This window comes from Pseudomonas syringae, assembly GCF_023278085.1.
In the GTDB taxonomy this organism is placed as follows: Bacteria; Pseudomonadota; Gammaproteobacteria; order Pseudomonadales; family Pseudomonadaceae; genus Aquipseudomonas; species Aquipseudomonas syringae_Q.
Window position 1 is genome coordinate 4774159 of record NZ_CP066265.1, and the last position, 13136, is coordinate 4787294.

Sequence of the window (13136 nt, forward strand, 5' to 3'; positions counted from 1 at the left end):
GACAGGCAGGGCTGACACGAGGTCTATCTCACTTCTGTTTTTCGAGTTGCTTGTATTTGCCGGCGGCGTCCCACTGGTAAACCACGTAGTCGGAGACTTTCAGGTCACCTTTGGCATCCCAGGCTTTTTCACCCATGACGGTCTTGACCGGGTTGGCCTTGAGCCACGTGGCGGCTGCGTCACCCTTGTTGGACTTGGCACCGTTGAAACCGGCAGCCAGGGCCTGTACCGACGCATATGCGTACAGGGTGTAGCCTTCAGGCTCATAACCGGCTTTGCGGAACTGATCCACGACGGCCTTGCTGTCCGGCAGTGCACGCGGGTCCGCGCCGAACGTCATGTACACGCCGTCCACGTATTGCGGGCCACCTGCCGTGGTCACCAGTTCGTCCGTCACGACACCGTCATCGGACATGAACTTGACGTCCTTGAGGCCCTGCTCGCGCATCTGGCGAACCAGCGGACCGGCTTCCGGGTGCAGACCGCCGAAGTACACGACATCAGCGCCTACCGAACGGATCTTCGTCACCAGGGCGCTGAAGTCTTTCTCGCCACGGGTCAGGCCTTCCTCAAGTACTGGCTTGACGCCACGCGCGACCAGTTGCTTGGCCGTTGCATCCGCCAGGCCCTTGCCGTAAGTGTCCTTGTCGTTGATAACCGCGACTTTCTTGCCCTTGAGCACATCGACGATGTAGTCACCGGCAACGATACCCTGCTGATCGTCACGGCCGCACATGCGGAACATCTCTTTCAAACCCCGTTCGGTCACTGTCGGATTGGTCGAGCCGGGCGTGATGGCAATCACGCCTGCATCCCCGTAAATCTCCGACGCCGGGATGGTCGACGACGAGCAGAAGTGCCCGACCACGCCAATCACCTTGTCCTGATCGACAAGGCGGTTGGCGACTGCCACGGCCTGCTTCGGCTCACAGGCATCATCGCCCGCGACCAGCACGATTTTCTCCCCGTTCACACCACCTGCCGCGTTGATTGCGTCGGCCGCTGCCTGCGCACCTTTCATGTACTGCTGACCAAACGATGCGTTGGCGCCGGTCATTGGACCTGCTACACCGATTTTCACGTCCGCCTGTGCAAACGAAGACACGCCCAATGCAGTTGCCACTGCGATTGCCAGAAAACCTTTCCTGTAAAACGTATGCGACATGAGTGGTGCTCCTGAGGATATTTTTTTAGTTGGCACTGCGCTTACATGATCGAACAAATACAGGTTTGCTCAGAGCAAGGCGCGTGCCATCACTTTTTGGTAATGGAAAATGTCGTGTTTTTCAGGCCATTCAATGACCTGAATACCGCGCACAAAGGCCGTGCGATTGCCTGAGACGCAGAAGGTGCAACCCCCTTTCAAAAAAGAGCAACCGGCAGTAACCCGAGTAGCAACCGGCGTATCGGATGATGGGCAACCCACCTGTAACAACACACGTCACCGAAGTGCACACGCGCGGTGCGCGAACGCTACGAGACGCACCATTTAAGGCTAGCGGAATTGTCGGGAATTGCCGAAACCAGCGCCCGGTTTCGAGAAGTACGCCCCATCGTAGAGACAAACCTGCGGGCCACTGCCCTGTATGCGACCGACAAACGCCGTGCAGGCGAGATATCATCCGGGCCATTCATGTTGCTGAAGTCAGCACGCTCGTGTCGCAAAACAGAGAAGCCCTGCCATGCTGAACAAACGCCATCTGCCTTCAATCGCCGCCCTGCAATGTTTTGAGGCGGTCACCCGGCATTTGAGCTTCACGCGTGCCGCCGAAGAACTGAATCTGACGCAGAGTGCAGTCAGCAAACAGGTGGCGCAGCTTGAAGAGCTGGTCCAGCACCTGTTGTTTCAGCGCGTACGTCGACGCTTGCAACTGACGCCGGCCGGCGCGCTGTATCTGGCAGAAGTGCGCAAGATCCTCACGCAGATCGAGATGTCGACCCACTTCCTGCGCTCCTACGGTGGCGATACCGAAGTGCTGCGGGTATCGACGCCTTCAACCTTCGGTGCGCGCTGGCTGGTGCCGCGCCTCAAGGGCTGGCGTCTGCGTCACCCGCACATTCATCTGGACCTGCTCAACGAGCAGGAGCCCGATGACCTGATCAAGGGCCGTTGCGACGTGTCGTTCTACTTCGGCCAGGCGGCCATTCCCGGCGCGGAAAGTGTGAAGCTGTTTGGCGAGGAACTGGTGCCGGTGTGTTCCCCGGACAGCCTGCCTGATACGCCCTTCAGCGACCCGACCCAACTGAGCGAACTGGTGCTGTTGCAGAATGCCTTCCGCCCGCAGGCCTGGCATGAATGGTTCGAAAGCCAGGGCTATCAGACCGACCACAGCTACCACGGCCCGCGCTTTGAAACGTTCTACATGTGCATCCGCGCTGCTCAGGTTGGCTGCGGCGTTGCGCTGCTGCCACGCTTTCTGGTCGAGGAAGAACTGGCCGAGGGCAAACTGGTGATTGCGTGGGATTACGCATTGCCCAGCACTAACAGCGCCTACTACCTGTCCTATCCGGAACATACCGCCGACGTGCCTAAAATCCGGGTTTTTCTACACTGGATGCTGGAACAGTTGGATCAACCGCCAGCTTAAGGGCGACAATGCATACCCATTCGGCTGTGAGCTTTCCTTGGTGACAGACAGGAAGTCACGAGCCCGACATTATCCGGCTGCTCTGGAGAGCCCGATTCAATGAGCGAGAGCGCCTTTTCCAATCGCATCGTGCAAAGCCTGCTCGATACTGATTTCTACAAGCTGACCATGATGCAGGCCGTCCTGCACAATTACCCCAACGTGGACGTCGAGTGGGAGTTTCGCTGCCGCAACGGGGAAGACCTTCGTCCCTACCTGGATGAAATCCGCCACCAGATCGAGTTGTTGTGCGAGCTGTCCATGACGCCTGAACACCTGGTTTTTCTGGAGCGCATCACGTTCATCAAGCCGGACTTTTTGCGGTTCCTCGGCCTGTTCCGCTTCAATACCCGCTACGTGAAAACCTCGATCGAGCATGACGAACTGTGCATTCGCCTGCACGGGCCGTGGCTGCATGTGATTCTTTTCGAAGTACCTCTGCTGGCCATCGTCAGCGAGGTGCGCAACCGCCACCGTTACCCGGACACCCTGCTCAGCCAGGCGCGGGAGCGCCTGTACGACAAGTTCGAATGGCTGACCACCCACGCCACAGCAGACGAGCTGGCCGAGCTGAAAGTGGCGGATTTCGGCACCCGCAGACGCTTTTCCTACCGCGTACAGGAAGAAATCCTCGGCGTGCTGAAAAAGGATTTTCCGGGGCAGTTCGTCGGCACCAGCAATGTGCATCTGGCGCGCCAGCTTGATCTGAAGCCGCTGGGCACGATGGCCCACGAATGGATCATGGCGCACCAGCAACTCGGGCCGCGCCTGATCGACAGCCAGATCGCCGCGCTGGATTGCTGGGTTCGCGAGTACCGCGGCCTGCTGGGTATCGCCCTGACTGACTGCATCACTACCGATGCCTTTCTGAACGACTTCGATCTGTACTTCGCCAAGCTGTTTGACGGCTTGCGCCATGATTCGGGCGACCCGATAAAGTGGGCCGAAAAATGCATCGCGCATTACCGCAAACTCGGTATCGACCCGATGAGCAAGACGCTGGTGTTTTCCGATGGCCTGAACCTGCAAAAGTCGCTGGAGATTTTTCGCGCGCTGCGCGGGCGCATCAATGTCAGTTTCGGTATCGGTACTAATCTGACCGCAGACATTCCCGGCATCGCGCCCATGAACATGGTGCTGAAAATGACCGCCTGTGCAGGTCAGGCCGTGGCGAAGATTTCCGATGAGCCAGGCAAGACACAATGCAAGGACCCGAACTTTGTCGCCTACCTGCGCCATGTGTTCAAGGTGCCCGCCTTGCCGACGCCTGAAAAACCCGTTTGAATTGCCCTACTTACGAGGAGTGAATCATGCACGCCGTACAGCGCCAGATTGCTGAACAGCTCAAGGTCCAGCCACCTTTCGCGGACCAGAACGCGTTACAGGCCGAAGTCGCCCGCCGCGTCAATTTCATCAAGGAATGCCTGCAGAACGCACGGCTCAAGACGCTGGTGCTGGGCATCAGCGGCGGTGTCGACTCGCTGACCGCAGGCCTGCTGGCGCAGCGCGCAGTCAAGGAGCTGCGCGCGAGCACCGGTGATAACAGCTATCGCTTCATCGCCGTGCGCCTGCCCTATGTGGTGCAAGCGGACGAGCATGAGGCTCAGGCGTCGGTGGATTTCATCGAGCCAGACGAGCGCCACACCATCAATATCGGCTCCAGCGTCAAGGCACTGGCAGCTGAAGTGAAGGCCTTCGACGGGTTACCGGCCAGCTCGGTGGACTTCGTGCTGGGCAACACCAAGGCGCGTATGCGTATGGTGGCGCAGTACACCGTCGCCGGGGCTTATCAGGGCCTGGTGATCGGTACCGACCACGCAGCCGAAGCGGTGATGGGTTTCTTCACCAAATTCGGCGACGGCGCCTGCGACCTGGCCCCGCTCAGTGGCCTGGTGAAAAACCAGGTACGCGCCATCGCCCGCCACTTCTGCGCGCCGGAATCGCTGGTGGAAAAAGTCCCGACGGCAGACCTGGAAGACCTGTCACCCGGCAAACCGGACGAAGCCTCGCACGGCGTGACCTACGCCGAAATCGACGCCTTCCTGCACGGCGAGCCGGTGCGTGAAGAAGCGTTCCGGATCATTTGCGAAACCTACGCCAAGACCCAGCACAAGCGCGAACTGCCTTACGCGCCGTGAGTGGGTGCGGAACGAGAGAGCTGCAACACTATCGTGCCCATGCTCCGCGTGGGTACGCCTTTCTGGACGCTCTGCGTCCGCTTCTGAATGTGCGCCGCGGCACAGATCTGTGACGCAGAGCGTCACCCAAGGCATTCCCACGCTGGAGCGTGAGGAACGATAATCTCAACTATCGTGCGACGCTCTGCGTCGACATGCAGTTCTGACGCTGTGCGTCCGATCCTGAATGTGCAGTGCGGCGCAGGTCTGTGACGCAGAGCGTCACGAACGGCATTCCTGCGCTGGAGCGTGAGGAACGATCATCTCAACTATCGTGCGACGCTCCGCGTCGGCATGCAGTTCTGGACGCTCCGCGTCCGATCCTGAATGTGCAGTGCGGCACAGATCTGTGACGCAGAGCGTCACGAACGGCATTCCCACACTGGAGCGTGAGGAACGATAATCTCAACTACCGTGCGACGCTCCACGTCCGGTCCTGAATGTGCAGTGCGGCACAGATCTGTGACGCAGAGCGTCACGAACGGCATTCCCACGCTGGAGCGTGAGGAACGATAACCTCAACTACCGTGCGACGCTCCGCGTCCGATCCTGAATGTGCAGTGCGGCACAGATCTGTGACGCAGAGCGTCACGAACGGCATTCCTACGCTGGAGCATGAGGAACGATCATCTCAACTATCGTGCGACGCTCCGCGTCGGCATGCCGTTCTGGACGCTCTGCGTCCGCGTCTGAAGGCTTATCGTTACTTGAGGGTCACAGCGCCTTTCATCATGCTGATGTGGCCCGGGAAGGTGCAGAAAAACTGGTATTTTTCCGCCGGATCAAGCTTCGACACGTCAAACGTCACCGAATCCTTTTCGCCAGCACCGATGACTTTGGTGTGGGCAAGGACGCGGGTGTCGTCCGGTTTCACGTAATCCTTGTCGATGCCAACCGACATGCCGTCAGTGGTGATCGCCTGAGCGTCGGCTTCTTTGCCCAGTACCCAGTTATGCCCCATGACATTCTTCGGCAAGCTGCCGGAGTGGGTCAGGTTGACGGTGAAGGTCTTGCAGCTCTTGTCGATCTGGATGGCTTTGGTGTCGTACATCATCTGATCGGTCGAATCGACGGTGGCGCTGCACTCGGCAGCCAACAACTGACCACTGGCCAACGACAACAGCGAAATCGCTACAAGCTTGCGAATCATTTGAATCTCCAGGGCAGGAAGGTGATTAACGTAAAAACTGACGTAAGAAGAGAGTGCCCGATCAGGGCCGGGGTTCCAAGGACGTGCGTCAAATGGTCCCCTTGAGCGCTTGCGACAGAGCGCCCTTTTGAAGAACGATTCACGGGAACAAGTAATTAAGCGCTGACCGGCATCACCGTCACCCGGACCTCCGGATCATGCGTACCGCCACCCAGAATCACACCCCGCAACGGCGAGACGTCCGAGAAGTCGCGCCCCCAGGCCAGGCTGATGTGTTCCAGCGCAGGCTGCACGTTGTTGGTGGGGTCGAAGTCGACCCAGCCCGAGGCCGGACAGAACACCGACACCCAGGCATGCGACGCATCTGCGCCGATCAATCGGGGCTGGCCCGGTGGCGGCTGAGTCAGCAGATAACCACTCACATAACGCGCCGCCAGACCACGCGAGCGCAGGCAGGCCAGCATCAGGTGGGCAAAGTCCTGGCAGACACCACGCCGCCGCTCCAGCACTTCCACCAGCGGCGTGGCGACCTGAGTCGCCTCTTCATCGAAGGTGAATTCGCTGAAAATCTTCTCCATCAACGCCTGCACACCCAGCAGCAAGGGTCGACCAGCGGGGAAACAGTCCTGCGAGAACTCGACGAACGAACGCTTCAAGTGCACGTAGGGTGATTCGAAACGATAGCGACAGGCGTCCAGAATATCCTCGGTCATCGGTTTGGCGCTGTAGGTCAGCGCACTGCGCGTCACTTCCCATTCCGGCGACAGATTGAAATCCAGAAACGGCCGCTCCAGCACTTCGATGCGCAGTCGGGCATTGACCTGCAACTCGTCATGCGGACGCTCGAACGCCAGACGGGTCAGCGGGTTGCCGAATACGTCCAGCTCATCACGACGCGTGGTGGGCGTCGGGAAAATTTCCAGTTCCTGCTCGGTGCAACGCTGCCACGGACTGCTGCGTGGCCATAGATGCGCCAGTTGCTGAGCCAGGGAAACCGGGCTGTCGTACTTGTAATGCGTGTCATGGAAAATCTGGTAAAAAGCGCTCATCAGACAGATACCGTGCGTTGGCTGACGTCATCGACGTGAGCAAAGTGGCGCAGCGCCAGGCGATCGGATGCTTGCCCGCTGCACTCACCGATGCTCTGTAGCAGATCGGCGAGCCCGTCGAGCACCGCGTCGATGCTGCTCTGGCCAAACAGCGGGTTTTCAAGGCTGCCCAGATCAAACCCGGCAAGACGCTGCGCCAGCACCACAAGGCTGTTGTCGCGCGGCGCATCGAACTCGTCGTTCAGGCGGCGCAACGAACGTTGCACCAGTTTGAGTTGAAATAGCACCGCATGCGGGTTCTGCTCATCGAGCAGCAACAGGTCCAGCACTGGAATCAGATGCGGCACGGCCATGTAGCGAGAACGATAGGTAATGCTGCTGTTGCCCAGCTCCAGCAACCACTCCAGCCCCGCCTTTTCCGAAACTGCCGAACCCCGCAGAAATGCCGCCAGACTGGTGCTGAGAAACTTCAGACGCTCGATGCGCCGCCCGATCATCAGGAAGTTCCAGCCTTCGTCGCGGGTCATGTCGTCCATGGCGAACCCGGAAAGGGCCGCCAGCGACATCACCAGACGATTGAGAAAATCCACCAGTTCGCCAAAGTCCGGCTCTTCGGTTTCCAGACTCAACGCTTCACGCTGCAATTCGACCAGCGCCTGCCAGTTTTCCCTTGAGAGCTTGCCGCGCACCTGCGAAGCAGCCCATTGCAGACGCTGCAGGTTGGCACGCAGGCTGAACGGCCACTCATCACCCAGCATGGCCGTCAGCAGACGCTCTCTCAGTTCTTCGCCCTCCTCCGCCTCGGGCAACATGCCGAGGTTTTCAGCCAGCGCGACGGCGGCCTCCAGCGCGAGCGGGTCGTCGTCATCGACATAACGGGTCAGCATGATGCGCAGCAGTCGGGCGCTGTCCTCGCAACGCTCGCAATAACGGCCAAACCAGAACAGGTTCTCCACCACCCGCGAAGGCAGATAAGGATCGCGGCGTATCAGGTCGTAGACCCCCAATGCCCGCTGGCCTTTCCAGGGTTCGCCGAGGTGCGAGCGTTCGCCCAGCACCCAAGTGTCCTTGCTCGCGCCGCCGCGCTGCATCGACACCACATCGGCATCGGCTTCGGCGGCGACCCGGGTCAGGCCGCCCGGCAGCACACGATAACCATCGCGACTGGCCACGGCGTAAACACGCATGCCAATGGCGCGCGGCTGCAAACCGGTGCCATCGGCTTGCAACACCGGCGCGTGGGAAAGCTGTGCCAGTTCCTGAGCAACGTAGGCATAAGGTCGTGACTGCATGCGCCGGGCAAGTTCCTGGCGCTGCTTCTCATCCAGATCGCGGCCGAAGACCGGGGCGAAATGCTGCGAGGGGAATGCCGGCTTGATCAACAGATCAGGCAGTTTCTCCAGCGCTTGCGCCAGCACCGTCGGTTCGCCGCACCACCAGGTCGCAACCGAGGGCAGAATCAGATCCTCGCCAAACAGGTACTGACTGATTTTCGGCAAGAAGCCCAGCAAACCTGGCGACTCCAGCACACCGCTGCCCAACGCATTGGCGACCAGCACATTGCCCTGACGCACCGCTTCCAGCAGCCCCGGCACGCCCAGCGCAGAATCGGTGCGCAATTCCAGAGGGTCGCAGAAGTCATCGTCCAGACGCCGCATGATGGCGTGAACCCGACGCAGACCGCTGAGGGTTTTCAGGTAGACCGTGGCATCACGCACCGTCAGATCACCGCCTTCGACCAGCGGATAGCCCAACTGCCGCGCCAGATAAAGATGTTCGAAGTAGCTCTCGTTGAAACGACCTGGCGTCAACAGCACCACCAGCGGTGCTTCATTGCTGGTCGGCGCCTGACGGGACAAGGTCTGTTGCAGCGTGTCGAAAAAGCCCGACAGGTGCCTGACCTGCAGGTCGCGAAAGGTCTCCGGCAAGGCACGGGCGACGCTCTGACGATTCTCCAGCGCGTAGCCAGCACCCGAAGGCGCCTGCGTGCGGTCGGCCGTGACCCACCAGCGGCCATCGGGCGTGCGCGCCAGGTCGACGGCGTACATGTGCAGAAAAGTGTTTTCCGGCGGCTTGATGCCCTGACACGGCCACAGAAAGTTGTTATGGCCAAATACCAGTTCCGCAGGCAGCAGGCCGTTGGCGATCAGCGTCTGTGGGCCATACAGGTCCGCCAGCACGGCATTCAGCAGGCGCGCACGCTGGGCAATCCCTGCCGCCACGTGTTGCCATTCATCCGCCGCAATAATGTGCGGCAGCAGGTCCAGCTCCCACGGCCGGTCCGCGCCCTTGGGGTCGGCGTACACGTTGTAGGTGACACCGTTTTCCTGAATCTGCCGGGTCAACAGCGCCTGGCGCTGAATCAATTGCGCCGAGGTGCTGCGCTGCATGTGTTCGTACAGACGACGCCAGTGCGGGCGAACCGCCCCGTCGGCGTCGAGCATTTCGTGGTAAGTACCCTCGGAAAGCGGGTAGCGGTCAAGCAGGTCAGGCATGGAAGGCTCGGCAGGCAACGTAAGGACTTCAGAGTAGTGCAGTCAGATGTCACATCCGTGTGCATCTGACGCACAGAGCCACTGTTCTTTTAATGCAGACGCATATCCAGCGTCATCGGCAGCTCGTCGTTAATGTTGAGCGACGGAACGTCCAGTTTGCCGGGGGTGTGACCGATTCGGAAGAAACGTGACAGGCGGCGGCTTTCCGCTTCGTTGGCGTTAACCGGCAAGGTTTCGTAGTTGCGGCCGCCCGGATGGGCGACATGATACTCGCAGCCGCCCAGCGAGCGCTGCATCCAGGTGTCGAGCAGGTCAAATACCAGCGGCGCGTGCACACCGATGGTCGGCTGCAGGCAGTTGGCCGGTTGCCAGGCGCGATAGCGCACGCCCGCGACAAACTCGCCGACCGTTCCGGTGGGCTGCAACGGCACGGGCACGCCATTGCAGGTCAGCAGATAGCGCTGCGGTGGCACTCCAGTGAGGTGCACCTGCAAACGCTCCAGCGACGAATCGACATAACGCACTGCGCCACCGGCCGAGCCTTCCTCACCCAGCACATGCCAGGGCTCCAGCGCCTGGCGCAGCTCCAGCTGGATGCCGTTGACCGCGTAATCGCCCACTTTCGGGAAGCGGAACTCCAGGTGCGCGGCGAACCAGTCAGCCTTGACCGGGTAACCGGCGGTATTCAGGTCGGCCACCACATCAGCGAAATCCTGTTCGATGAAATGCGGCAGCATGAAGCGGTCGTGCAGTTGCGTGCCCCAACGCGCCAGTTTGGCCGGTGCATACGGCTCACGCCAGAAGCGCGCAACCAGTGCCCGCAACAGCAACTGCTGGGCGAGGCTCATGCGCGCATGGGGCGGCATCTCGAAGGCGCGTAACTCCAACAGGCCCAGGCGCCCGGTCGCGCCATCCGGCGAGTACAGTTTATCGATGCAGAATTCAGCACGATGGGTGTTGCCGGTGACATCGATCAGCAGGTTGCGCAGCAGACGATCGACGACCCACGGCGCAACCTCTTCGCCGGGCTCGGGCATCTGCGCGAAAGCGATTTCCATTTCGTAGAGCGAGTCGTTGCGCGCCTCATCAATGCGCGGTGCCTGGGAAGTCGGGCCAATGAACAGGCCGGAGAACAGGTACGACAGCGATGGATGGTTGTGCCAGTAGCTGATCAGGCTGCGCAGCAGGTCCGGGCGACGCAGAAACGGCGAATCAGCCGGGGTCGCCCCGCCCAATACAAAGTGGTTACCGCCGCCAGTGCCGGTATGACGACCGTCGATCATGAACTTTTCGGTGGTCAGGCGCGTGAGACGCGCCTGCTCATAGAGAAACTCGGTGCGTTCGACCAGTTCGTCCCAGCTTGCGGAGGGCTGCACGTTGACTTCGATCACACCCGGATCAGGCGTGATACGGAAGTTGCACAGGCGCGGATCGCTCGGCGGCTCATAGCCTTCCAGCAGGATCGGGCATTGCAGCTCTTCGGCGGTCGCTTCGATCACGGCCACCAGCTCAAGGTACTCCTCAAGCTTTTGCAGCGGCGGCATGAACAGGTACAGACGCCCGTCACGCGCCTCGGCACAGAGCGCCGTGCGGGTCAGCCAGTCGGCGGACTCGTCGATCTTGGGTTCGCGCTCGGCATCAGTCTCTCTGGACTTGAGTTGCGAGGTCAGCGACTCACTGTCGGCCAGCTCAGGGAAGTCCTGGTTGTGGTCGGTTGGATGGATGAACGGATATTCCGCTGCCTTGACCCAAGGCTGGGAGGCCAGCGGCAGTCGATAACCCAGCGCCGAATCGCCCGGCACCAGACGGCAATGCTCGTCACGCAGATACCAGCGCCCGCTCTGCCAACTGTCACCTTCTGCACTACGTGCCAGCGGCAGGACCTGACCGATCATCTTGTCCAGACCTTGCGCAAAGACCTTGCGCAGGCGCGCCCGCTCCAGCTCATCATCCAGCCGCGAATCTTCAGCGCTCACGTTCACCGGCAGCGCACCTTCGCGCCACAAGTAGTAGAAATTGTCTTCGTAGGCCGGGAACACGAAACGGCCCGGCAGCTTCAAGCGCTCGGCAACGCTGGCAAGGAAACGCCCGGCCAGTTCGCCGGTCGCGCCATAGTCCTGTGTTTCATCAGCGATCAGCGCGTTGTTGTGCCAGACCGGCTTGCCGTCCTTGCGCCAGAAACAGTTCAGCGACCAGCGCGGCAGTTGCTCGCCCGGATACCATTTACCCTGCCCGAAATGCACGATCCCCAGCGGCGCGTAATGCGCGCGCATACGCTGGAACAGCTCGGCAGACAGTTCACGTTTGCGCGGGCCGAGTGCAGCCGTGTTCCATTCGGCGCCATCGCGATCATCAATGGAGACGAACGTCGGTTCGCCGCCCATGGTCAGGCGTACATCGTCGCGCAGCAGGTCGGCGTCAATCTGCCGACCGAGGGCCTGGATGTCCTGCCATTGCGCTTCGGTATAGGGCTTGGTGACGCGTGGCGCCTCCCAGATACGCTCGACCGACATCTCGTGGCTGAATTCGGTTTCGCATGGCTCGACCAGGCCGCTGATCGGCGCTGCCGAGGACGGCTCGGGGCTGCACGCCAGCGGAATGTGCCCTTCACCGGCGAACAGCCCGGACGTGGCATCCAGCCCGACCCAGCCCGCTCCCGGCAGATACACCTCGCACCAGGCGTGCAGATCGGTGAAATCGACGTCGGTGCCGGAAGGTCCGTCCAGCGCTTCGACGTCAGCCTTGAGCTGGATCAGATAGCCCGACACGAACCGTGCGGCCATGCCCAGATGACGCAGCAACTGCACCAGCAGCCACGCGGAGTCACGGCACGAGCCCGAGGCGTTTTCGAGGGTGAATTCCGGGGTCTGAACACCCGGCTCCATGCGGATCAGGTAAGCGACGTCCTGGCTCAGACGCTGGTTGAGGCCGACCAGAAAATCGATGGCAGGGATTGGCTCGCGACTGATGCTGTCGAGGTAGGCTTGAAATCTCGGCGTCAGCGGCAGCTTTTCGAGGTACGGCGCCAGCTCACGCTGCTCTTCACTGGCATACGTGAAGGGAATGTTTTCGGCGTACGGCTCCAGAAAGAAGTCAAACGGGTTGAAGACCGCCATCTCGGCGACCAGATCAACCTCGACGCGAAACTCGTTGGTCTTTTCCGGAAAGACCAGACGCGCCAGGTAATTGCCCTGAGGGTCCTGCTGCCAGTTGATGAAGTGGTTTTCAGGCAGGACTTTGAGCGAATAGGACAGTACGCGGGTGCGGCTATGTGCGGCCGGGCGCAGACGAACGATCTGAGGACCCAGTTCGACCGCGCGTTCGTAGCGGTAATGCGTGACGTGGTGCAAGGCAATATGAATCGACACGGCGTGCCTCCTGCGAGCCTGAACGGTAAATGAGCCGCGCAAGACTTATGCCATCCGGTCAAAGTCATGCGCCAACGACATCGGCATCGCCCGCCCGGTCAGACGCGGCACCAAAATTGTGCCAGCCAGACCTGACCGTGCAAGGGTCGCACAGTAATAAGGCAGACAGTGTGGCAGAGGGATTGAACGGGGGGTGAACAATTGTGACGGTGACGCTGGCGCGTGAGGAACGAGAATCTCGACTATCGTGCGACGCTCCGCGTCGGCATG

Annotated in this window: 8 protein-coding genes; 3 read left to right on the forward strand and 5 right to left on the reverse strand. The window is 60.6% G+C overall.

Features of this window, described 5'->3' with window-relative positions; translation table 11 throughout:
• Positions 1–28 precede the first annotated feature (28 nt).
• A complete protein-coding gene (locus I9H07_RS21300) occupies positions 29–1165 on the reverse strand; it encodes a branched-chain amino acid ABC transporter substrate-binding protein (protein WP_024672225.1) in 1137 nt (378 codons plus the stop codon).
• Between the two features lie 517 nt (positions 1166–1682).
• Between I9H07_RS21300 and I9H07_RS21305 the strand changes: the two genes are divergently transcribed.
• From I9H07_RS21305 to nadE, 3 genes are all read left to right on the forward strand, one after another.
• A complete protein-coding gene (locus tag I9H07_RS21305; RefSeq protein ID WP_024672224.1) occupies positions 1683–2588 on the forward strand; it encodes a LysR substrate-binding domain-containing protein in 906 nt (301 codons plus the stop codon).
• 99 nt (positions 2589–2687) lie between these two features.
• Positions 2688–3911, forward strand: coding sequence for a nicotinate phosphoribosyltransferase (pncB, locus tag I9H07_RS21310; protein ID WP_024672223.1), 1224 nt, complete (start codon positions 2688–2690; stop codon positions 3909–3911).
• A 26-nt stretch (positions 3912–3937) separates the two neighbouring features.
• Positions 3938–4765 (forward strand): ammonia-dependent NAD(+) synthetase, encoded by an 828-nt coding sequence (gene nadE / locus I9H07_RS21315; protein ID WP_024643833.1) that lies wholly within the window; start codon positions 3938–3940, stop codon positions 4763–4765.
• Between the two features lie 742 nt (positions 4766–5507).
• Here the strand turns inward: nadE and azu are convergent.
• The 4 genes from azu to I9H07_RS21335 all read right to left on the reverse strand — a co-directional run bounded on the left by azu (position 5508) and on the right by I9H07_RS21335 (position 12866).
• On the reverse strand, positions 5508–5954 hold the full coding sequence (gene azu / locus I9H07_RS21320; RefSeq protein ID WP_236424012.1) for an azurin: 447 nt from the start codon (positions 5952–5954) through the stop codon (positions 5508–5510).
• 155 nt (positions 5955–6109) lie between these two features.
• Positions 6110–7003, reverse strand: coding sequence for a transglutaminase family protein (locus I9H07_RS21325; RefSeq protein ID WP_024672841.1), 894 nt, complete (start codon positions 7001–7003; stop codon positions 6110–6112).
• On the reverse strand, positions 7003–9498 hold the full coding sequence (locus tag I9H07_RS21330; protein WP_058825244.1) for a circularly permuted type 2 ATP-grasp protein: 2496 nt from the start codon (positions 9496–9498) through the stop codon (positions 7003–7005). Before I9H07_RS21330 ends, I9H07_RS21325 begins: the two co-directional genes overlap by 1 nt.
• 89 nt (positions 9499–9587) lie before the next feature.
• On the reverse strand, positions 9588–12866 hold the full coding sequence (locus tag I9H07_RS21335; RefSeq protein ID WP_024672839.1) for a DUF2126 domain-containing protein: 3279 nt from the start codon (positions 12864–12866) through the stop codon (positions 9588–9590).
• Between the last annotated feature and the right edge of the window lie 270 nt (positions 12867–13136).

Coding starts and splice junctions, on each gene's coding strand:
- I9H07_RS21305 (WP_024672224.1), top strand. CDS start 1,683: ATGCTGAACAAACGCCATCTGCCTTCAATCGCCGCCCTGCAATGTTTT.
- nadE (WP_024643833.1), top strand. CDS start 3,938: ATGCACGCCGTACAGCGCCAGATTGCTGAACAGCTCAAGGTCCAGCCA.
- azu (WP_236424012.1), bottom strand. CDS start 5,954: ATGATTCGCAAGCTTGTAGCGATTTCGCTGTTGTCGTTGGCCAGTGGT.
- pncB (WP_024672223.1), top strand. CDS start 2,688: ATGAGCGAGAGCGCCTTTTCCAATCGCATCGTGCAAAGCCTGCTCGAT.
- I9H07_RS21330 (WP_058825244.1), bottom strand. CDS start 9,498: ATGCCTGACCTGCTTGACCGCTACCCGCTTTCCGAGGGTACTTACCAC.
- I9H07_RS21300 (WP_024672225.1), bottom strand. CDS start 1,165: ATGTCGCATACGTTTTACAGGAAAGGTTTTCTGGCAATCGCAGTGGCA.
- I9H07_RS21325 (WP_024672841.1), bottom strand. CDS start 7,003: ATGAGCGCTTTTTACCAGATTTTCCATGACACGCATTACAAGTACGAC.